Source organism: Providencia sp. PROV267 (assembly GCF_028477825.1).
GTDB lineage: Bacteria > Pseudomonadota > Gammaproteobacteria > Enterobacterales > Enterobacteriaceae > Providencia > Providencia stuartii.
Window position 1 is genome coordinate 1 of record NZ_JAMPLX010000003.1, and the last position, 23,006, is coordinate 23,006.

The 23,006-nt window shown below is 41.8% G+C and carries 22 protein-coding genes; 3 read left to right on the forward strand and 19 right to left on the reverse strand.

The features are described from left to right. The 12 genes from PR709_RS02630 to trmJ all read right to left on the reverse strand — a co-directional run. A partial coding sequence (locus PR709_RS02630; protein ID WP_272570704.1) for an Rpn family recombination-promoting nuclease/putative transposase occupies positions 1-837 on the reverse strand: 837 nt, incomplete at its 3' end. A gap of 422 nt (positions 838-1,259) precedes the next feature. Then, a complete protein-coding gene (locus PR709_RS02635) occupies positions 1,260-1,718 on the reverse strand; it encodes an enhanced serine sensitivity protein SseB C-terminal domain-containing protein (protein WP_004921371.1) in 459 nt (152 codons plus the stop codon). A 99-nt stretch (positions 1,719-1,817) separates the two neighbouring features. After that, positions 1,818-3,113, reverse strand: a complete 1,296-nt coding sequence (pepB, locus tag PR709_RS02640) for an aminopeptidase PepB (protein WP_004921373.1) — start codon at positions 3,111-3,113, stop codon at positions 1,818-1,820. Between the two features lie 162 nt (positions 3,114-3,275). Continuing rightward, positions 3,276-3,476, reverse strand: a complete 201-nt coding sequence (iscX, locus tag PR709_RS02645) for a Fe-S cluster assembly protein IscX (RefSeq protein ID WP_004921376.1) — start codon at positions 3,474-3,476, stop codon at positions 3,276-3,278. A gap of 33 nt (positions 3,477-3,509) precedes the next feature. Continuing rightward, positions 3,510-3,845: an ISC system 2Fe-2S type ferredoxin gene (gene fdx / locus PR709_RS02650; RefSeq protein WP_004921377.1), complete on the reverse strand. Its 336-nt coding sequence runs from the start codon at positions 3,843-3,845 to the stop codon at positions 3,510-3,512. A gap of 2 nt (positions 3,846-3,847) precedes the next feature. Further along, positions 3,848-5,698, reverse strand: a complete 1,851-nt coding sequence (gene hscA / locus PR709_RS02655) for a Fe-S protein assembly chaperone HscA (RefSeq protein WP_004921379.1) — start codon at positions 5,696-5,698, stop codon at positions 3,848-3,850. Between the two features lie 11 nt (positions 5,699-5,709). Further along, positions 5,710-6,231, reverse strand: a complete 522-nt coding sequence (gene hscB, locus PR709_RS02660; RefSeq protein ID WP_004921381.1) for a co-chaperone HscB — start codon at positions 6,229-6,231, stop codon at positions 5,710-5,712. 157 nt (positions 6,232-6,388) lie between these two features. Beyond that, the gene (iscA, locus tag PR709_RS02665; protein ID WP_004921385.1) at positions 6,389-6,712 is read right to left on the reverse strand and encodes an iron-sulfur cluster assembly protein IscA; all 324 of its coding nucleotides are present in this window, start codon (positions 6,710-6,712) and stop codon (positions 6,389-6,391) included. A gap of 148 nt (positions 6,713-6,860) precedes the next feature. Further along, positions 6,861-7,247, reverse strand: coding sequence for a Fe-S cluster assembly scaffold IscU (gene iscU, locus PR709_RS02670; RefSeq protein WP_004921389.1), 387 nt, complete (start codon positions 7,245-7,247; stop codon positions 6,861-6,863). 24 nt (positions 7,248-7,271) lie between these two features. Next, entirely contained in the window at positions 7,272-8,486 is a 1,215-nt protein-coding gene (locus PR709_RS02675; RefSeq protein ID WP_014656323.1) for an IscS subfamily cysteine desulfurase, read from the reverse strand. A 117-nt stretch (positions 8,487-8,603) separates the two neighbouring features. Continuing rightward, complete coding sequence (iscR, locus tag PR709_RS02680) at positions 8,604-9,101, reverse strand: Fe-S cluster assembly transcriptional regulator IscR (RefSeq protein WP_004921396.1); 498 nt, start codon at positions 9,099-9,101, stop codon at positions 8,604-8,606. Positions 9,102-9,207: 106 nt separating this feature from the next. After that, positions 9,208-9,939: a tRNA (cytosine(32)/uridine(32)-2'-O)-methyltransferase TrmJ gene (gene trmJ / locus PR709_RS02685; protein ID WP_004921401.1), complete on the reverse strand. Its 732-nt coding sequence runs from the start codon at positions 9,937-9,939 to the stop codon at positions 9,208-9,210. Positions 9,940-10,064: 125 nt separating this feature from the next. On the opposite strand from trmJ, the gene suhB reads away from it, so the two are divergent. Next, positions 10,065-10,868: an inositol-1-monophosphatase gene (gene suhB, locus PR709_RS02690; protein ID WP_004921404.1), complete on the forward strand. Its 804-nt coding sequence runs from the start codon at positions 10,065-10,067 to the stop codon at positions 10,866-10,868. A gap of 219 nt (positions 10,869-11,087) precedes the next feature. On the opposite strand, the gene PR709_RS02695 is transcribed toward suhB, so the two are convergent. Next, positions 11,088-12,239: a 3-phenylpropionate MFS transporter gene (locus PR709_RS02695; RefSeq protein ID WP_004921405.1), complete on the reverse strand. Its 1,152-nt coding sequence runs from the start codon at positions 12,237-12,239 to the stop codon at positions 11,088-11,090. An 81-nt stretch (positions 12,240-12,320) separates the two neighbouring features. Continuing rightward, positions 12,321-13,574, reverse strand: coding sequence for a serine hydroxymethyltransferase (gene glyA / locus PR709_RS02700; RefSeq protein WP_004921412.1), 1,254 nt, complete (start codon positions 13,572-13,574; stop codon positions 12,321-12,323). A gap of 351 nt (positions 13,575-13,925) precedes the next feature. Between glyA and hmpA the strand changes: the two genes are divergently transcribed. Next, on the forward strand, positions 13,926-15,125 hold the full coding sequence (gene hmpA, locus PR709_RS02705; protein ID WP_004921414.1) for an NO-inducible flavohemoprotein: 1,200 nt from the start codon (positions 13,926-13,928) through the stop codon (positions 15,123-15,125). A 221-nt stretch (positions 15,126-15,346) separates the two neighbouring features. On the opposite strand, the gene glnB is transcribed toward hmpA, so the two are convergent. The 5 genes from glnB to PR709_RS02730 form a co-directional block, all read right to left on the reverse strand. Next, complete coding sequence (gene glnB / locus PR709_RS02710; protein ID WP_004921424.1) at positions 15,347-15,685, reverse strand: nitrogen regulatory protein P-II; 339 nt, start codon at positions 15,683-15,685, stop codon at positions 15,347-15,349. Between the two features lie 12 nt (positions 15,686-15,697). Further along, a complete protein-coding gene (locus PR709_RS02715) occupies positions 15,698-17,320 on the reverse strand; it encodes an NAD+ synthase (RefSeq protein WP_061063857.1) in 1,623 nt (540 codons plus the stop codon). A 118-nt stretch (positions 17,321-17,438) separates the two neighbouring features. Then, entirely contained in the window at positions 17,439-18,779 is a 1,341-nt protein-coding gene (gene glrR, locus PR709_RS02720; protein ID WP_004921431.1) for a two-component system response regulator GlrR, read from the reverse strand. After that, positions 18,766-19,617, reverse strand: coding sequence for a two-component system QseEF-associated lipoprotein QseG (gene qseG, locus PR709_RS02725; protein WP_004921434.1), 852 nt, complete (start codon positions 19,615-19,617; stop codon positions 18,766-18,768). The genes glrR and qseG overlap by 14 nt, the downstream gene beginning before the upstream one ends. Positions 19,618-19,619: 2 nt before the next feature. Beyond that, on the reverse strand, positions 19,620-21,059 hold the full coding sequence (locus tag PR709_RS02730) for a sensor histidine kinase (protein ID WP_014656328.1): 1,440 nt from the start codon (positions 21,057-21,059) through the stop codon (positions 19,620-19,622). A gap of 904 nt (positions 21,060-21,963) precedes the next feature. Here PR709_RS02730 and PR709_RS02735 point away from each other — a divergent pair. Continuing rightward, a complete protein-coding gene (locus PR709_RS02735; RefSeq protein WP_014656329.1) occupies positions 21,964-22,995 on the forward strand; it encodes a methyltransferase in 1,032 nt (343 codons plus the stop codon). Positions 22,996-23,006 lie beyond the last annotated feature (11 nt).

Below are 23,006 nucleotides of genomic sequence, written 5' to 3' on the forward strand. Positions count from 1 at the left end.
ACCTTTTTCAATGCCTTTTTCAATGCCCTCTTCCAGACCTTGTTGATGCCCTTTTTCCCAGCCTGCTTTTACACCTTTATCTTGCAAACGTTGTGCAATATTCATAATAACCTCTTGATGCTTTTCAGTTTTTTCACTCAACTGTTGGACTATTTTCTCAACATTTTCTGCATCCATCGTAAAAAATAGATAGTTGAGAATAGTGATGACATCGCTATCAGTATTATAGTGATTATTGAGCGCTTGAGCCAATAGGGAGATCACATGCTCACTTTCCTCCCGCAAATGCTTATGTTTCATAGCCAATTCCATAATTGCAACCTTACGATAATTAACAATTTCATTATCATCAATAACCGTGACATCGACTAAAGGAAAAGAACGTGTGTACAAGTTATTAGCCACATCCGCGAGAGGAAAACAGTCAGTCCATAATTGTGAATATGGATAAGGTGAACTCTCCCCGTGATAAAACAAAACAGGTACGACTAGTGGCAAGTTCTTATGCCCTTGTTGCAAATGCTGATTCATCGCTAAAAATGCATAATGCATTAATCGCCATGCCATCAATTTGTCTGGTGAAGATTGATGTTCGACGAGTAAGTAAATATACCCTTCTCCTTCTGTCGTTTGAACTGAATACAACACATCTGATAATCGTGAACGCAATTGTTTGTCTATGAAAGAAGAATTAGTGAGAGTTAATGTTTCAAAATCACATAATGCATGAATATGCTCTGGTAAATGAAAATGAAAAAAATCTTTAGCATTTTCTATTTGCGCCATGAAACCTTTAAATGCCGCATCGTGAGCTGAGTGTCGTTGTACTTTCTTCATTAGCGAACCTTATCTAAGCAGACCTATAAAAATCATTGTGATATTTATTTGCAGGCGATTTTGGTGATTGCCTTAGAAGGGAGCATCGTATTTTAAATGACCACTATAACTCGTCATATATTAAGTCGTTACTGACTACACTCACACTAGCCATATCGTTATCGACACAGCAATATTTATGACTTTAAACTATTTAACCATCAATATGGACGATGTACCCTACTATTTGTCATTACATGACAAACCTATCATCTCAATACTGAAAAGGTCATTAGTCGCTCAATTAACTCACGACAAAAGTTTCTCTGAAAAATAGCATGATTCTGAAACGCTATATGTAATGACGCTCGCTGCTTAGGTTATTTAAGCTATTGGTCTAATGAGGGATACCCCACAGTGGGCCACTAACCCACTGCAGAAGCTTATTTGGTGTTTTTAATTGGGATTGAATCACGTAACCAACTGCCTAACTTACGTTGATAGAAAGGTTGAATATGTTCAGTAATAAAATGGCTAATACCCTTTTCTGCTTCATTAACTAAACAAAAATCAATGGACTCATTATCGTCTAAATATTCACACGCTAATGTTCCCGCTTGATGAATAATCTCATCGATATTCTCAGTTCCTGGCACAAACTCTAATGCCACCATTAAAATAGCTTCATCACCCTCTTGGTTTTCTTCTTGGGCAGATACTAAAAAGGCACGGCGTACCACCTTATGCTGTTTAAAACATTCAGTTAAGACCCCTACTAATGCTTCAGGCTCTTCTTCAAGTGCGCTTAATTTTAACGATGCCCCTTGAGGAATAACCAACTCAGTAAATTCGATATTGTTATCGTTGCTAAAAGGTTTATTCGATTCGGATTGCTGCGACATGCTTATGCCTCATAGAAAAATAATTAACCCTATAATAAAAAAACGGGCACGAAAAGTCGCCCCCTTCGTCCCCGCTAATGTTTATTAAGATAAAACTTTTTAGCCTGCTTTTTTCATCAGTAAGTTTGCTATCGTTCTTACACCAATTCCCGTTGCACCTTCAGCCCACAGGCTCACTGGTGATTTACGGTACGTTGCTGAACAATCAATATGCACCCAGTTTTGACGATAATTCTCAACAAAATGGGATAGGAATGCGGCTGCGGTACTTGCACCTGCTGTATGGGATGGTGCAGCAATGTTATTTAGGTCTGCAAACCCCGACGGCAATTGCTGGCGGTGGAATTCAGCCAGTGGTAAGCGCCAAAACAGTTCAAACTCTTCATTTGAAGCATCCATAAGCTCAGCAACCAGTTTATCATCAAAGCTAAGCACTGAATGATAGTCGTTGCCAACTGCAGTTTTTGCAGCCCCCGTTAAAGTTGCCGCATCAATAATCAGCGATGGTTGCTCTTTACTTGCATCAATCAAGCCATCAGCCAAAACTAAACGACCTTCTGCATCTGTGTTCATCACTTCAACAGACTTGCCATTGCGGTAACGGATGATATCACCTAATTTAAAGGCATTGCTGCTAACCATATTGTCAGCCAAGCAAAGGAACAATTTAACGCGTTTTTTCAGACCACGATTAATAGCGAGTGCCAGAGAACCAACCAGCGTTGCTGCCCCACCCATATCTGCTTTCATTGAGTTCATGGATGATGAAGGTTTGATACTATAGCCACCTGAATCAAATGTGATCCCTTTCCCAACTAAGCAGGCAAAAACAGCCGCGTGGGGGTTGCCTGTAGGGTTGTAATCTAACGCTAATAAAGCAGGCGCACGGCTTGAACCACGACCTACCGTATGAATACCTGCATACCCTTGCTCAAGTAGATCATCACCTTTAATGATACGGTAACTGATATCTTCAGCATTAATATGACACAACAAATCAATCGCACGTTGCGCCAGTTGCTCTGGCCCTAACTCATCCGCTGGCGCATTGATCACATCGCGTACCCAATCAATTGTACGGATACGGTTTTCTAATTCTTGGCGATCCGCTTCTGGCAAAACTGGCCACTCTATTGTTCTTGCCCCTTTTGGTGCACGGAAACCTTGCCAAAATGCCCAACTTTTTTCTAGATCCCAACCTTCACCCGTTAAAGAAACATTACGAATACCTTGGCTATCCAATTTACGCCCTGCACTTTGTACCGCGCACAACTTACCCGGATGCTTTAAATGAATAGTTATTCCTTTATCGCCAGAACTCACTAACGCCCCTTCACCCCAACAAGGTGCCGCGGCTTCAAATGAAATCATTACTGGCATAATTTGTTTTGTCATCGTTTCTCCCACTTTATCTGTATCTGTTTTTTACAGGCAGTTCTTGTCTAAATCAGTCGCTGATAGAAGTAACTTAACCGATTAACGGCCAAATAGGTATCAAGATAGTGCTCATAAATAAAAACCGGACGAGTTGCCCGGTTTATCTATCAAATTTGAAAATTATTCGAACTCATCCAACCAAACCAATAAAATGGCTTCTAAGATTTTCTCGTTGGATTTTTGTGGATCATCGTCGAACTCTTCTAATTCACAAATCCATTGGTGCATATCCGTAAAGCGCACAGTTTTTGGATCCAAATCAGGATACGCATCGTACAGTGCTTCACCGATTTCTCGGCTATTCGACCATTTAAGGCTCATATTTGCTTCCCCACACAGCGGATTATATCAGTATTAATGCTCACGAGCGTGATTAATTGTATATTTTGGGATCTCAACAACCAAATCTTCGTCAGCGACCAAAGCTTGGCAGCTTAAGCGACTTTCTGGTTCTAATCCCCATGCCTTATCCAGCATGTCATCTTCTAATTCGCTGCTCTCTTCGAGAGAATCAAAGCCTTCGCGAACAATACAGTGACAAGTTGTACAAGCACATGATTTTTCACATGCATGTTCAAGTTCAATGCCAACTCGCAATGCTGCATTTAAAATTGACTCGCCCTGTTGTGCATCAACAACTGCACCTTCCGGACATAATTCTGTATGAGGTAGAAAAACTATTTTAGGCATAATTATATCTCATCCACAGATTGGCCTGATAGCGCTTGGCGAATAGAAGCATCCATTCGACGCGCCGCAAACCCCTGTGATTGCTTATCCAGTTGTTTAATGGCATTTTCAATAGCAGTAGGGTCTGTGCCTTCTACTGCTTCAATTAATATATTGACGGCATTATCAATCGCTGACTCTTCGTCGGGAGTCAATAGATTAGCATCTTGCTCTAATGCACTAGTCAAACTCTCAAGCACTCTTGCGGCTTCAACTTTTTGTTCCGCTAAACGGCGCGCATTTAAATCATCTTGCGCATTAGCCATTGAATCTTTAATCATGCTTGAAATTTCAGTATCAGTTAACCCATATGAGGGCTTCACCTGAATAGAAGCGGCTACTCCCGTCGATTTTTCCATTGCACTGACGCTTAACAAGCCATCCGCATCCACTTGGAAAGTGACACGAATATGAGCACCACCAGCAGCCATTGGCGGAATATCGCGTAATGAAAAACGTGCTAATGAACGGCAATCTGAAACCATTTCACGCTCACCTTGTACCACATGCACAGACATCGCTGTTTGTCCGTCTTTAAACGTCGTAAACTCTTGGGCACGTGCTACAGGTATCGTGGTATTACGAGGGATAATTTTTTCGACTAATCCCCCCATCGTTTCAAGACCTAACGACAATGGGATAACATCTAACAGCAACATGTCACTATCAGGCTTATTGCCCACTAAAATATCAGCTTGGATGGCAGCACCAATGGCTACTACTTTGTCAGGATCAATCGAAGTTAATGGTTGTTTACCAAAAAATTCACCAACCTTATTTCTGACTAAAGGTACGCGGGTAGAGCCACCAACCATCACCACATTTAACACGTCATCAGCATCTACTTGTGCATCTTTCAATGCACGACGGCAGGCCATTAATGTGCGTTTCACATGGTTTTGTATTAACTGTTCAAACACCTCACGCTGAATTTCTCCTTGCCATTGTGGCAATGAAATTTGTGCGGTTTCAGCCTCACTAAGTGCGATTTTCGCTTCGGTTGCAGCATTCAGTAATTGACGATTTAAATGGTGGTCACCTTGTGTCTGAATACCTGCTTGCTCGGCAATCCATTTGGCTAATGCTTGGTCAAAATCATCGCCGCCCAGTGCGGTATCGCCCCCTGTAGCAAGGACTTCAAACACACCACGACTTAGGCGCAAAATAGAAACATCAAATGTTCCGCCTCCTAAATCATAAACAGCGATGACCCCTTCTTGGCCTGAATCAAGACCATAGGCAATAGCCGCCGCTGTCGGTTCATTTAATAAACGGAGAACATGTAAACCGGCAAGGCGGGCTGCATCTTTTGTTCCTTGGCGTTGTGCGTCATCGAAATAAGCGGGTACGGTGATCACGACACCATCCATTTCTCCGCCTAATGTTTCTTCCGCTCTCTTTGCTAGCGTTTTTAAAATATCTGAAGAAACTTGGATCGGATCAACTTGCCCTGCCGCCGTTTGAATAAAAGGAAGCCCATTTTCACTAGCAGTGAAACGATAAGGTAGGTCGGGATAACGTTGTTGGATGTCAGCCAATGAACGCCCCATCATTCTTTTTACCGAAATAATGGTATTAACAGGGTCACGCTCTGCTAGCTGTTTTGCCGCCCAGCCCACTTGTTTATTATCGGATTGATAATTGACGACCGATGGTAGTAAATAACGCCCATCATGATCAGGTAAAGCCGTTGCTTCACCGCTACGTACCGTGGCGACCAAAGAGTGAGTCGTACCAAGATCAATCCCCGCCGCCAATTTACGTTGATGTGGTGCGGCTGTCATGCCTGGTTCGCTGATTTGAAGTAAAGCCATAATCGTTTCTCTTAAAAATCATCCAGTAAACGTTCTTCGAGTTGTTCAGCTTGTTGCTGTAATTTATCGAGAAAACGCAATTTACGTACCGTATCTGCCGCCAATTCCCACTGTGCACTATCGAGTTGCTCAACCATCAATGCGGAACGTGTTTTTTGCATTTGTTTTACTTTCGTCATGAACGCTGTAAGCAAATCAGTCGCATTATTATGGTGCTCAATATTATCGAGCTCTTCTCGTAGCTCTAATTGCTCCATTAAGAATGCAGTGTCGTGCATAGTATGTTGTTCGTTATTAATATCAATCCCTTGTAGTAATAACATATATTCGGCACGTTTTAGTGGATGACGAAGAGCTTGGTAAGCCGCATTGATCGTTGCCGCTTGTTGAAGCGCTTGCATTTTTTCCTGTTCCGTACAGGCAGCAAAGCGATCTGGATGGTATTGGCGCTGTAGCGATTGAAAACGTTGCGTTAATTGTTCATTATCGATCGCATAGTTGGGCGTTAACCCAAAAAGAGTAAAATAATCCATAAGTACTTAGTTTCTCGAACTGACGCACTCATGCACTTCGTCTAGTTAGCTATCAAAACTCACTCACAATGTTAAATAATCAGCGCGAATATTCGCTTTCGATAGGTGTCAGGAGCCACGAAATGCATTAGTTAAAAATATTGCCTATAAAAAGACATTATACGTGAAAGCTTTCACCACAACCGCACTCACTGCTGACATTGGGGTTATTGAATTTAAAACCTTCATTTAAGCCTTCTTTGACAAAATCTAGCTCAGTACCGTCTAAGTAGACAATGCTTTTACCATCAACGATCACTTTGACACCTTTATCTTCAAAAACGGTATCTTCTTCATTGATAATATCTGCAAATTCGAGAATATAGGCCATGCCTGAGCAACCTGATGTTCTGACACCAAGGCGTAAACCTTCACCTTTACCACGGCTTGCGAGGAAAGCTTGAATACGTTGCGCAGCACTTTCTGTTAGAGAAATAGACATTGCGAACCTCACTATAGAAACAAACAAGGCAGATACTCACTAATTGGTAGCATCCGCCTTAAAAATTAATCAATTATACCGACCGATGTTTTCATCACACGGATTTTAGTTATTTATGTCCATGTGCCCATTAGCCGGAATTAAAGCCTTATTTGCCTTGGCGTTTGCTTTTATAATCCGCAATGGCTGCTTTAATTGCATCTTCAGCAAGAATCGAACAGTGAATTTTCACTGGTGGTAATTCTAGCTCTTCAGCGATAGCTGTATTTTTAATCGCTTCGGCTTCATCTAAGCTTTTACCTTTCATCCACTCAGTGACAAGTGAACTTGAAGCAATTGCTGAGCCACAGCCGTAAGTCTTGAAACGCGCATCTTCAATGATTCCATTATCATTTACTTTGATTTGCAGTTTCATCACATCACCACAAGCTGGCGCGCCAACCATCCCGCTACCTACGCTTGGGTCGTTATTGTCGAATGAACCCACATTACGTGGATTTTCATAATGATCGATGACTTTTTCACTATATGCCATTTTTAAACTCCTGAAACTGTCTGATTAATGGTGAGACCATTCGATGCTGTTAAGATCTACGCCGTCTTTGAACATTTCCCATAAAGGAGACAGTTCACGTAAGTGGCCAATTGCGCCATGAATCTGTTTGATTGCATAGTCAATTTCTTCTTCTGTTGTAAAGCGACCTAAAGAAAAACGAATAGAACTGTGAGCAAGTTCATCATTCATTCCAAGGGCACGTAGAACATAAGAAGGTTCTAGGCTTGCAGAAGTACATGCAGAGCCAGATGATACCGCTAAATCTTTAAGAGACATCATCAGCGATTCACCTTCAACATAGTTGAAGCTGACATTCAGAATGTGTGGAGCACCGTTCTCTAAATCACCATTGAGGTAAACTTCTTCAATATCTTTAATGCCATTCCAAAGACGCATGCGCAGTTTACGTAAGCGTGCTGACTCCTCAGCCATTTCTTCTTTTGCGATACGGTAAGCCTCACCCATCCCAACGATTTGATGGACAGGTAATGTACCAGAACGCATACCACGCTCATGACCACCACCGTGTTGTTGAGCTTCAAGGCGAACACGTGGTTTACGACGCACATACAAAGCACCGATACCCATAGGGCCATACAGTTTATGTGCAGAGAATGACATCAAATCCACTTTCAGAGTGGACAGGTCGATAGGGAGTTTACCAACGCTTTGAGTGGCGTCGACATGGAAAATAATGTTGCGGCTACGGCACATTTCACCGATGGCTGCGATATCTTGAACGACACCAATTTCATTATTCACATGCATAATAGAAACAAGGATAGTATCGTCGCGTAAAGCAGCTTCTAAATCTTTCAGGTCAATCAAACCATTGCTTTGTGGTGCAAGGTAAGTCACTTCAAACCCTTCACGCTCAAGCTGGCGGCAGGTGTCTAAAACTGCTTTGTGCTCTGTTTTACAAGTGACAATGTGCTTGCCTTTCTTTTGATAGAAATTAGCGGCACCTTTGATAGCTAAGTTATCAGATTCTGTTGCACCTGAAGTAAAGACAATTTCGCGTGGATCGGCATTCACCAATTCTGCGATTTGATTACGTGCAATATCAACGGCCTCTTCTGCTTGCCACCCAAAACGGTGAGAGCGCGAAGCGGGGTTACCAAAAATGCCGTCCATTGTTAGACATTGCATCATTTTTTCAGCAACACGTGGGTCAACGGGTGTTGTTGCTGAATAATCAAGATAAATCGGTAATTTCATTGCTCACTTACTCCAAAAGACAAAATTGTCTTCATTTTCTAACGATACCTATGATGATCATTCATTCGAACCCCATCATTTTGTGTATCAACTGCAATTTATTAAAATATTATATAATTAAGCACGGACATTAATAATCGTTTCAGGTGAAAGACCACCTAATGTTGCCCGACGTTTTTCGTTATCTTGTCTATCGGCGACATCTATGACTTCTTGATTTTTAACTAATTCATCAAGGCTAATGCTGCTTAGGAAGCTTGTGATCCTATCGCTCAAATCACGCCACAGCGCATGCGTTAGACAACGGTCACCATTTTGACAACCTTCTTTGTTGCCTTGACAACGTGTCGCATCAACAGATTCATCAACCGCGGCAATTACTTGAGCAACAAAAATTTGATCAGCATCGCGGCCTAGCAAATAACCACCACCTGGGCCACGAACACTCGAAACAAGCTCGTTTTTGCGTAGACGAGCGAAAAGTTGCTCAAGATAAGAGAGGGAAATTCCCTGACGCTCAGAAATATCAGCTAAAGGTACAGGCCCTGTCTGAGAGTGTAATGCGACATCTAACATCGCCGTTACTGCATAACGCCCTTTGGAAGTGAGTCTCATAACATATACTCCGTGGTAAAATATTGCCCAATTGTGACATTCCCGACTAATTTAGTCAACTATTTACCTGACTAATTTACTCAAGTATTTTTCACGGAGTGATAACTCATTTTTTTGCCCATTTTTCCATTGAAGTCAGGATACCTCGTAAAATATGTAGCTCCTGAGTTTCAATGTGTGCACGGGTGTATAAACGTCTCAATTTATTCATAATTAGGCCCGGATGCGCCTTACGAATAAACCCTGATTCATTCAACACACTTTCAAGATGCACATAAAAACGCTCAATATCTTCTACCGGCGGATATTCTACCTCATCCTCCTCCGAGTTCACTGCGTTTTTTTCCTCTAGGGCTAAATAGGCCATGCGAATTTCGTAACTGACCAACTGAACCGCCATCGCAAGGTTTAATGAACCATATTCAGGATTGGTAGGTATATAAAGATGGTACTGGCATTTTTGCAGCTCTTCATTGGTCAGCCCAATACGCTCACGGCCAAAAATTATGGCAACAGGCGCCGTTTTCGCTTGCATCACTGATTTTTCGCCACATTCACGCGGTGCAACCATCGGCCAAGAAAGTGTCCGGGAGCGCGCGCTCGTGCCAATGACTAATTTACACCCTTCTAGAGCTTCATCCAATGAATTGACTATCGTGGCATTGCCAATAACATCGCTGGCTCCTGCAGAAAGCGCAATCGCATGCGAGTCAGGCTGTACTTGTGGATTAACGAGATAAAGGTTGGATAAACCCATAGTTTTCATGGCTCTAGCAGTAGAGCCCATATTGCCAGTGTGTGAGGTCTCAACAAGGATAATGCGGATATTGTCTAACATGGTTTAGTCGTTTTTCTAAAAAATAATCGCAAGAGTCTAACACAAAATTGCTTATTGTGACGAACATCTATATAATCCGCCCACTCAAAGTTTTTCGTTCTTTAACATTCCAGTGGAAAAAGCCCATGCATCCGATGCTAAATATCGCCATACGTGCTGCGCGTAAGGCTGGCAACCACATAGCAAAAAGCTATGAAACGCCTGACAATGTTCAAATCACTCAAAAAGGCTCTAACGATTTCGTCACCAACGTTGACCGTGAAGCAGAACATTTAATTATCGAGGTCATCCGTAAATCTTATCCTGACCACACTATCATTACTGAAGAAAGTGGTGAGTTACTTGGTAAAGAAGATGATATTCAATGGGTAATTGATCCACTGGATGGCACTACTAACTTCACAAAACGTTTCCCTCACTTTGCTGTTTCTATCGCGGTTCGTATTAAAGGCCGTACAGAAGTCGCCGCTGTTTACGATCCTATGCGTAACGAGTTATTTACCGCTGTTCGTGGTCAAGGCGCACAATTAAATGGTTATCGCCTACGTGGTGCCGATGCTCGTGAACTCGATGGCGCGATCGTGGCAACCGGTTTCCCCTTTAAGCAAAAACAGCACGCCGTTGTGTTCATGAACATCATGAGCAAAATGTTTGAGAGCTGTGCAGACTTCCGCCGTACAGGCTCAGCGGCTCTTGACTTGTGTTACGTCGCTGCGGGTCGTGTCGATGCTTACTATGAAATTGGTTTAAAACCATGGGATTTCTTAGGTGGTGAACTGATCATGCGTGAAGCTGGCGGTATTATGACGGATTTTGTTGGCAACCATAATTACTTAGCTTCAGGTAATATTGTTGCGGGTAGCCCACGCATTGTTAAAGAGATTTTATCTGTGATGCGTGAAGAATTATCCGAGTCACTGAAACGTTAATGATTTAATAAAGGTGTTGGGGCTTCCCCCAATGCCTTTAATTCTCCCCTCTCATATAACCCACCATAAGATAACTCAATTTGATAGAAAGCATTTTAGTGTCACGTTTTTTACTATCGATTACACCACCAAAATGCCTTCTTGTTAGTGATTTTGGATTGTTCATTCACTTCAGATATATATCTAACCCTGATATTTAGGAACAAACCCAAGTTAACCTTATGATTGTGCTACAACTTTCGGTCTAATAAACAAAGCAGGGATCGCCAATAATGCCATTAAATAAAAGACTAAACCGTGATTGTCTGGCACACGCTCATAGATAGCCCCCACCACAACAGTGATGATAGCTAAACCGCCCCCTGTTGCTAATGCTGAATAAACACCTTGTAATGGAATAATTTCATTTTCTTTTCGAGCACTGATAAAACGCATTGCAGCGAGGTGGCATACGGTAAAGGTTCCACTGTGCAATATCTGAACAACAATAAGGACTGGTAGTGAGGTAAATGCCCCCATTAGCCCCCAACGAATGATGCCGCTGATGGCAGATAGCAAAAGTAGATTTCGTGAACTCCAACGACGAAATAGTTTGTTACTCAACATAAAAACCACAACTTCAGCGACAACGCCAAGTGCCCAGAGGCGACCTATAACGATGTCAGAATAGCCTGCTTCCTTCCAAAATAAAGAGGCATAGCCATAATATGCAGCATGTGCGCCTTGCAACAAGGTGACACAAATTAAGAACGTCACTACGTTTTTATCCGCAATGAGTTGTCTAAATGAGAGTTTATCTTCTCCTGCAACTTTAGGTATGCCTTTAGGCATAATTGCAGGCGTTAACATTGCCGTGAGTAATAAAGCTAAGCAGCTAATAATTAAAGCCACCATAATGGATTGATGACCTAATATATCGGCGAAATATCCCATCGCTATGGAGCCAATAATAAAAGCGACGGAGCCCCAAAGCCTAATTTTGCCATAATCAAAGGGAAACTGCTTTTGCCATGTTCCTGCCAGCGAGTCACCGAGTGGCACTAATGGCGCAAAAAATAAGTTAAACCCAGTCATGACAAAAAATAGCCATGCCCAATGGGAACCAAAGGAAAAGGCAACAGCAAAGAGTAGAGACAATCCTGCCAATATTCTTAATGCGTTAATGAGTTTGGATTGATCTTTAACCATCGGTGTAATAAACATTGCACCAAGGAAACGCGCAGCTAACCCAATCCCTAATAACACCCCGCTCATTTCAGCATCAATACCTTCACCTTGTAGCCAAATTGGCCAGAATGGTAGAAAAATACTGTAAGCGAAAAAATAGGTAAAATAATCAATCGCTAGCCAGCGAGTTGATGGAATTACCATCACTCCTCCTTGTTTTTCAATGCAAAAAACCCGCTTTTACCAAAGTGTAGAAGCGGGTTTTGAAACTAAATTAATTTTATTTTATGCGTAAACTGGGTATTTTGCGCAGATATTCAATACGTTTTGTTTGATACGTTCAATGGTCGCTTCATCATTGAGGTTATCCAGAACATCGCACATCCAACCAGCCAGTTCACGTGCATCGCCTTCATTAAAGCCACGACGTGTGATCGCTGGCGTACCAATGCGGATACCAGAGGTAACAAATGGACTTTTCGGGTCGTTAGGAACGCTGTTTTTATTCACCGTAATGTTTGCACGACCCAATGCAGCGTCAGCATCTTTACCTGTAATACCTTTATCAACCAGATCCACTAAGAACAGATGGTTCTCTGTGCCACCGGACACTACTTTATAACCGCGTTGTTGGAAAATTTCTACCATTGCTTTCGCATTTTTCGCAACTTGTTGTTGATAAACTTTAAATTCAGGTTCCATCGCTTCTTTCAATGCGACCGCTTTACCTGCAATAACATGCATTAACGGGCCACCTTGAGAGCCAGGGAAGACGGCTGAGTTCAGTTTTTTGTACAGTTCTTCGTCACCACCTTTCGCCAAAATCAGACCACCACGAGGGCCAGCTAATGTTTTATGGGTTGTTGTAGTAACAATATGTGCGTGTGGAACTGGGTTAGGATAGACGCCTGCTGCGATTAGACCCGCAACGTGAGCCATATCAACGAATAGATAAGCATTGATGCTATCTGCGATTTCACGCATTTTAGCCCAATCAACAATACCAGAATATGCAGAGAAACCACCGATGATCATTTTTGGCTTATGTTTCAATGCTTGTGCTTTGATATCTTCGTAGTCGATTTTTCCGCTTTCATCGATACCGTAAGGAACGATGTTATAAAGTTTGCCAGAGAAGTTGACAGGTGAACCATGGGTCAAGTGACCACCATGAGCAAGGTTCATACCCAATACGGTATCACCCGGTTGCAGCAACGCCATATAAACAGCCGCATTAGCCTGTGAACCTGAATGAGGTTGTACGTTAGCATAATCTGCACCAAACAGCGCTTTTGCACGATCGATAGCTAATTGCTCGACAACGTCAACATACTCACAACCACCGTAATAGCGTTTGCCTGGGTAGCCTTCTGCATATTTATTCGTTAGCTGAGATCCCTGAGCTTGCATCACTCGTGGACTGGTATAGTTTTCTGAAGCAATTAACTCAATGTGTTCTTCTTGACGGACGACTTCTTGTTCCATTGCTTCCCACAGTTGTGGATCATAATCTGCAATATTCATTTCACGCTTTAACATTCGCTTCTCCTGCCTCAGCCATTCAATAAGTTGATAACAAAACTATCGCAATAGCACACAGTGTAAACTCTTTTTCTTCAGGGTGATAGCCCTAAAGAAAAAATATACGCAAACGTTTGCATAAATTTTCTCAGTCATAAAAGACTATCAAGCATACCAAGATAAAATCAGCCATATTCGCATTGCTAAAAGATTAAATCCTATTTATTGGGTGACTCTTTTATAAAGTTTCTATTTTTAAACTCTTTTTATAATAGACCTATTTACTTTGTGTGTTAAAAGCTATAAATTGCATTTAAAATACATGTTATAAAATTCATCATCGAATGAAATTATTTCAGGAGAGCCTGTATGCTAGACAGCCAAACTATCGCTATTGTTAAATCCACTATCCCAGCCATTGCTGCAACGGGTCCCAAACTAACTGCTCACTTCTACGACAGAATGTTCAAACAACATCCTGAGCTGAAAGATATTTTTAACATGACGCATCAAAGTAACGGCTCACAACGTGAAGCCTTATTTAATGCGGTTTGCGCGTATGCAACACATATTGAGACGCCCGAAGCATTGATTTCTGCTGTAGAAAAAATCGCACAAAAACATGCAAGCTTGAATATCAAACCTGAACACTACCCTATTGTCGGGGAAAATTTATTGGCTGCTATCGATGAGTTACTCAACCCAGGGCAAGAAGTGTTAGATGCTTGGGGTAAAGCTTATGGTGTCCTTGCTGATATTTTTATCAACCGTGAAGCAGAAATTTACCGCCAAAATGCAGATAAAACAGGGGGCTGGGAAGGTTTACGTGAGTTCCGTGTTGCGGCTAAACAGGCGCAAAGTGATGTGATCACAAGCTTTGAGTTTGTCCCTGTCGATGGTCAGCCTGTCGCAGATTATCGTCCAGGCCAATACATCACTATTTATATCAATGATGACAGCCTAACTAACCAAGAAATTCGCCAATATTCACTGACCACAGCACCAAATGGTCGTAGTTATCGTATTGCCGTTAAACGTGAAGATAATGGTGTTGTCTCCAATTATATTCACCAAAACTTAAATGAAGGTGATATTGTTCATTTAGCACCACCATGCGGTGATTTCTTTATTGATATCGATAATAAAACCCCTGTCACTCTCATTTCAGCGGGTGTCGGTTTAACACCGATGCTGAGCATGCTCAATTCATTAACTCAGGAAGGCCATGAAGCACAAGTTAACTGGCTACATGCCGCCGAAAATGGTGCCGTTCATGCGTTCCATCATGAGGTAAATAAACACCTTGCTCACCATCCACATAGCCAATCCGCTGTTTGGTTTAATCAGCCACGTGCAGAAGATAAACAAGGATTTGATTATCAATTTAGTGGCTTAATGGATCTTTCGCAGGTTAAAGCGTGGTTAGACGTTCCAAATATGCAGTTCTATTTCTGTGGTCCAGTTGGCTTTATGCAATACATCGCTAAACAACTGATTGAGATGGGCGTTTCAGCAGAGAATATTCATTATGAGTGCTTTGGCCCTCATAAAGTTCTACCTTTAAATTAATTTTAAATAACCTATTTAAATTTCGCGGTAACGGTTTTGCATACTAAACACTCTTTTAATCCCATTCCTGTGTTTATGCCGTTACCGCTTTTTATTAAATAATGACTAAGCTATTCCATGATGTTTGCCCCGCGACCATTCCCTAAATAATGCGTAGTAAGTAGGGGTCGATGGCGCGGCTCCCTTGAAATGTGACTAGAGCCGCGAAAAAAGCATGGAAATTAAATCGCCTCTTCGTCCTGCTCACCAGTACGAATACGGATCACGCGAGCAACATCGTAGACAAAAATTTTGCCATCACCAATTTTGCCAGTTTGTGCCGTCTGCATAATAGTTTCTACGCAGCTTTCGACAATATCATCGGGCACAACAATTTCAATTTTGACTTTAGGCAGGAAGTCCACCATATATTCGGCGCCACGATAAAGCTCGGTATGACCTTTTTGGCGACCAAAACCTTTGACTTCTGTTACCGTCATCCCAGTGATCCCCACTTCCGCTAACGCTTCTCGGACATCATCCAGCTTAAAAGGCTTAATAATTGCATCAATTTTTTTCATAAATAATTCCTGTTATGACCAGTTTTTACGGCCAAAACCTGACGTGATTGGATAACGACGATCTTTTCCGAAATTACGCACCGTAATACGTGGTCCAACTGGCGCTTGACGGCGTTTATATTCGTTAATATCGACAAGACGCACAACGCGATGAACCGTTGCTTCATCGAAGCCTTGCTCAATCAATTGTGCCACGGAATAATCTTTTTCCACATAAGCTTCAAGTAACGCATCTAAAATATCGTATGGCGGCAAGCTATCTTGATCGAGCTGCCCTGGTGCCAGCTCCGCCGATGGTGGCCTATCGATCACACGTTGCGGTATCGCAGGAGAGATCGTATTACGATATTTCGCTAACTCAAAAACCAATGTCTTTGGTACATCTTTTAAAACATCAAAACCGCCCGCCATATCACCATATAAGGTTGAATAGCCAACGGCAGATTCACTTTTATTACTGGTCGTTAAAACTAAACGACGGCGCTTATTGGACATCGCCATTAAAATAACAGCACGGCAACGCGCCTGTAAATTCTCTTCGGTAGTATCAACAGCAGTACCTTCAAACATTGGTTGAAGTTGTGACATAAAAGCATCAAACATAGGTTCGATTGAGACAATATCAAACTCAACACCAAGCAATTCAGCCTGCTCTTTGGCATCATGGATACTCATTTCTGAGGTATAGCGGAATGGCATCATCACGGCCTGAACGCGTTCTTTGCCAATCGCATCCACCGCTATTGCCACTGTTAATCCCGAATCAATCCCACCGGATAAACCGAGTATAGCGCCATTAAAACCATTTTTATTGATATAATCGCGAGTTGCCATCACCAAGCCTTGATAAACCTGTGCAACTGGTGACAGTGCTGGTGCTAGCTTTTCCATCGGTACCGCGGATAACTCATTAAACTGGCAATTAACGATTTGCTCATCAAAATCAACCAGCTGATGTGTGATTTTACCGTCACTCGCCAGCACTTTAGAGCCACCATCAAAAATTAACTCATCCTGACCGCCCACTTGGTTCAAATAGATGATAGGTAATTGTGTACGCTGGCAATGCCTTACCAATAAATCACTCCGACTATGATCCTTGTTACGATCATATGGGGAGGCATTAATCGTCAACAATAGTTCGGCACCGGCTTGCTTAACGGCATCCACTGGCCCATCGAACCAAATATCTTCACAAATTAATAAGCCTATACGGTAACCTTTAAAGTCAACCACACCGGTTTTATCCCCCGCAGAGAAATAGCGAAGCTCATCAAAAACACCATAGTTTGGCAGCTCTTGTTTGAAATAGCGGGTGAGGAGTTTTCCTTGGTAGAAAAAAGAGAGGGCGTTATACATTTTCCCCGCTTCTGTCCACGGGTGACCAACAATAATCGCTGTTTCCGTGCTCGCATTTTGTAAGCGTTCTAATTGCACTAAACAACGTTGGGTAAAATCCGCACGGAATAAAAGATCTTCCGGTGGATACCCCGTGAGTGACAGCTCAGAGAACACAACAATGTCAGCGATATTCTTTTGTTCTTCAAAAACTTGCAACATGCGTTCACAGTTGCCTTCAATATCGCCAACTAACCAATTTAATTGAGCTAGTGAAATATTAAGCTTACGGCTCATAAGGTATTTCTTCTCCCGAGCATTGATATTGATACCTTAATTCACTCTTCACTAGCCATTAGCACGGCAGCGATAAATTGAGTGACTTAAACACGATAAATTTAGATGATAAGGCCAATTATTCTTTAAAATCATTAGCCTCTAAATCATGACGTGCCAATAATTTATAAAATTCAGTACGATTTCTGCCTGCCATGCGAGCGGCTTGTGTCACATTCCCTTTTGTCATCTGTAATAGTTTACGTAGATAGTTAAGCTCAAATTGGTTACGTGCCTCAACAAACGTTGGAAGTGCCGTATTTTCACCTTGTAACGCTTGGCTAACCAGCGCTTCACTGATCACAGGTGTTGTAGTCAATGCGACGCATTGCTCAATGACGTTAACCAATTGACGTACGTTGCCCGGCCAACTGGCTGACATCAAACACTTCATAGCTTCTGTCGAAAAGCTACGAACAAACGGCTTATGCCTTGATGCCGATTCACGTAGTAAATGGTTAGCTAAAATAGGTATATCCTCCGCCCTCTCATTCAGGGCTGGGATGCGCAAATTCACCACATTCAGACGATAATAGAGGTCTTCACGAAACTCATTTTTTTCCATCGCCTTCGGTAAATTACGGTGTGTTGCAGAGATAATACGCACATCAATATCTAAATCACGATTACTGCCAAGAGGACGTACCTTGCGCTCTTGTAATACGCGTAATAATTTAACTTGTAGCGGCATTGGCATATCGCCGATTTCATCAAGAAATAGCGTTCCCCCATTTGCGGCAAAGAATAGCCCTTCTCGGCTACTCACAGCCCCTGTAAAGGCCCCTTTTGCATGGCCAAATAGCTCAGATTCAAGTAATTGTTCTGGTAATGCGCCGCAGTTAATCGCGATGAATGGTTTGCGTGCCCGTGGGCTTGCCTTATGGATTGCCTGTGCTAAGACCTCTTTACCTGTACCACTCTGCCCATTAATTAATACGCTCACATCCGATTGCGCGACCATATGGGCTTGCTCTAACAGTCGGATCATCAACGGGCTGCGGGTAACAATGCCTTCACTCCACTCTTCATCACTGATTGGTGTTGAAGATAATGCCAATGCTTCATCAATGGCCTTGTAGAGCGCATCTTTATCAACAGGTTTGGTTAGGAAACTAAATACGCCGCGCTGTGTTGCTGCAACGGCGTCGGGAATTGAGCCATGGGCGGTGAGGATTATCACGGGTAAATTAGGGTGTTGCTTCTGGATCTCATCGAACAGAGCCATTCCATCCATTTCATCCATTCGCAAGTCACTAATCACCAACTCTATTTTTTCTTTTTGAAGCAATTTTAGCGCTTCTGGCCCACTTTCCGCGGTGGTGACTTTAAAACCTTCACTGCTTAAGCGCATACCCAGTAATTTCAGCAGACTAGGATCATCATCCACCAGCAGAAGATTTGCTGATTTACGGTTGGTCATTGCGCTCATTCTCCGATGGGTTATTAGTTGAAGAGTTACCATCCTCAGCGACTGGTTTTTCCGTTTTAGCCGCTTCTTTTGGTTGCTTTTTATCTACCGCTTCAACCTCTTTTTCCGTTTCATTGGTAATTTGTTTGCGAGAGGAGAGTTGCCTCTCAATGTCAGTTAAATTTTCTAATTTACGTGAGGTTGTATTCAGTTCAAATACCAGTCTGGCATTTTCTTCTTTCATACGGTCAAGTTTATTGTCTGTATCTTGCTGTAGCCGCTTAAAACGAGAATTGGCTTCAGCAAGATTAATTGTTTGTACCTGTTGTTCACGCCAAAGTTGTAATAACGGGCGAATTGCCGTGGGGAAATTAAGGCTAAAAGTGTTCATACTGTCGACCATTTTGCGTCGTTCAGCAATTGTGGGTTCAGCCGCGCCCATTAAGATACTGTGCTGAAATGCGTCCGACCAATTTTCAATCTGTATCTGTGATGCCTGCTTGCGTGCTGTAGCAGGGTCGAGACGATCGGCACAGTCCATCATCCTCAACCAAAAAAGTGCATTTTCTCGCGCATTAGGCTGATAATTTTCCCAAACGCCCTCACATGCCGCATAGCGGTAATCGGTCACTTTAACTTCAGGGACAACAACTTGAGCTAACGTATCTAAAGAAGATTGCCCATTTTGAGTCGTACACCCCGTTAAAATGAGTGACAACAATAACGCGCCTATATGCACCGCTTTTTGCTTTTGGATGAATGTAGAGTTTTTTTTCGTTAACCCGATATATCGCTTTGGTAACACCGCAAAGCGTAATGCAACCAAAACATCTGTAGACCTATTTGCCATTATTATTCATTCTCTGCAGTTAAAGGCAGTTCAATTCTAAAGCAGACATCTGCTAATTTATTGGGTACTAGTGAAAGTTCACCCCCCATTTGCTTAATGCAATCATGTGCAATACTTAGCCCCAATCCGCTGCCTTTGACAGCTCCTTTTCTCACAAGCGACCCTTGGTAAAAAGGTTCAAAAATCATACTTTGTTCTGACTCAGGAATTGGTGTGCCAGTATTAGCAACTTCAATAACAAGCTTATTATCTATTCTGCGGCTTGTGATCCAAATATTACCTGATTCACTGCCATAGTGCACCGCATTGGAGTAGATATTATCAATAACCCGTCCTAGTAGCGTTGGTTCAGCAAGGCAATGGTCAATACGTAGACGAATATCCGTTTGAATATTTTTCGCTCTCGCAGGTAAATTATGAGCCATAACAATGTCTTCAATCAATTTTTGCAAATCAACATGTTGTGCTTCTGGCGGGCTATCTGCTAATTTACGATTATAATCAAGAAGCTGCTCAATAAGTTGCTGAAGATGCTTACTGCTGTTATCAAGAATTTCTACAACCTCTTTTTGTGACTCGGTAAGCGGCCCCGCCACTTCATCGGCCAGTAATTCAGTGCCTTCACGCATACTTGCTAATGGTGTTTTCAGCTCATGGGAAATATGCCGCAAAAACTCATGGCGCTGCGATTCTAACCAAGCTAAGCGTTCACTTAACCAGATAATCCGCTGCGCTAACGAGCGTAACTCTCGAGGCCCTTTAAATAATTTTAAATTATTTGTCAGCGTTCTGCCTGTGCCTAATCGGTTGATCATACGTTCGATGCCTTTCACTGGCCCGATAATCATTCGAGTAAACAAAGCAACTAAGAGCACACTCAATAAAAAGAGGATAAGGCTCTGCCAACCAAAAAGCTGTCCTTTATTGGCAATTGCTTTTTGTAATTGCTCCCCTCGACTAAATATTACGTCGCGGGTCTCTTGTATTAATGCATTATTCTGCTCTGAGAATTGGCTTAATGCTGCGGTGACTTCTTTAGGCGGTTCACTATTCTCACAAACTACCGTTTTTAATTCTTCCAACGCGCGAGTCAGTGCCGATGTATCTGCATTTTTAGGCAGTATCGTTTTTTGCCGCTCAAACATCTGTTGATAATCAGAAAACTGCTTGAGGTAGAGGGTATGTAATGAAGCATCTTTCAAAACACAGTATTGGCGATAGCTTCTTTCCATTTCTAAAGCTAGCCCTCCCATCGCTTCACTTCGCCGGGTATCTAAAAGTGTTGTTTTATTGATTTGAGCAGCTTGATTACTTAATTGCTCCAAGCTTTGGTAAGCCTGATAAGCCAGAACCAATAGTGGCAATAGCACTAACCAAAATGCCATGACAACCAATTGGCGCAAGGAGCGCGGAAATAGACGCCATTTACTCAATGCATTCATCTCACACCTGTTAAACGAGGTTCCATGGTAACAGAACTGAATGAATTACGTGAACTTGATGATCACCACAGTTCGATTTTCCCTCTTATTTCATAAGAGTCACGCTAGTTACAGCAAGCAATGTGCCAATCTCATTGAGAATAAACAAGAAAAATTATGGGGGGATAAATACAGGAAGGCGGAATAAAGAGTTCAACTTTATTCCGCCAGCGATTTACTGATGTGATATATGATTATCTCTTTATAATCATATAGGTGGTGCCTCACTCCACGTGTCGCCCTGTGTTTGATAAGGCTCGAAAGCGAATATCTGTGCTGTTGGACGGTAGGCACCTTACTTTGGCATCATTCTTGCTTTATGTGGTATGTTCCCACCCTAATGTGGACCGACATAATAATGTTGAATGAGCAACTGAATATTATTATGCACACATCGTGCCAATTTTTCAATATATTTATTAATTAATTGAAAGATAAGCACTTTTATTTTTTCGGTTTCTTATTTCTTCTTTTTCACCTCTAAAATTTTTCTTTCTTTCCTCTATACTGTCTCCTTTTAAAGACACCCACCACAGCATAGAAAATTATTTTTATTTTTCAACAAATTAAATGTCTCCATTTGGAGACATCCAAATAAGGGGTTTGTCGCCAATTTTATACACCTCGAAAAAAAACCTCATCACCTGAATAAAAAAAACCTCAGAATAATTAATAAAATTGATATTTATTGCGAGACCAACAGAAATTCAAATTAAAGCGAAAATAATAAACACTATGGCACCCCTAATTTTTATTGATAAAAATTAAGAGTACTTTCCAAGAAATAATTTTACTAATCTATACTTCACGACAATACTTAACTTTTACTTATTGATTTGATAATAAAGATTCGATGAGGAAATTTATGAATATGCAATCAAGTAACACAATAGAGCAGAACGATATGCAAGCCGCGTTGTATGTGCTTGAGCAAACTATTGGTTTTGTATTTCAAGCAGCACTACGCGCCGCGGTGCAGTTAAATATTGCGGATCATTTAATGCAGGAAGCAAAGACCGTTGAGCAACTGGCTGCTGAAATAAAGGCAGATGCGAGAGTCGTGAAAAAAATTCTTCGAGTACTCGCAACCCGTAAAATTTTTACTTGTTTAGATGGCACTCATTACGCATTAACGCCAGAAGCGACCTTTTTATGCACTGATCACCCCTACTCATTGCGCCCTGCTATTCTCTGGTTGACTGATAAAACCTTTTGGCTAACGAGCGCAGAGTTCACACAATCCGCTTATGGTAAGCGCGTATTTGAAGATTTATTCGGAAGTACATTCTTTGATTACTGGGAAAAGAATGCTGATCAACCAGATGGCTTTGATGAAGGGCAAGCTTCTTTATCAAAAATTGAAAACGAATTTATCCTAAAAAATTATACTTTCCCAGAAAATATCATTGTTGCCGATATTGCTGGCGGCTTAGGCAACCTGCTACTTGAAGTATTGGCACGTAATCCGTCATTAAAGGGTATCCTATTTGATAGGAAACATGTGCTAGAAAAAAATATTCTACATCGGCTCAAAGATAATACCCGTTGGACATTACAACCCGGCTCTTTTTTTGAACAGTGTCCAGAAGCTGATATCTACCTATTGAAATACATAACTCATGATTGGAGTGATGATAAGCTTATTGAGATATTTAAAACCATCCGTCGCGCCATGAAACCAACCTCAAAATTACTGGTCATGGACGCGATTATCCCCGAAGATAATCGCCCCCATTTTGGAAAGGAATTAGAGCTTATATGCTTTAGTGTTATTCACGATAGTAACGAGCATACAGAAGCTGAATTTAACGCATTGTTCTCGCAAGCAGGTCTAAAAATCAACCGAATTATTCCAACAGAAAGCCATATTGCTATCATTGAAACCGTTCCTGTCTAATCGGCAACGAC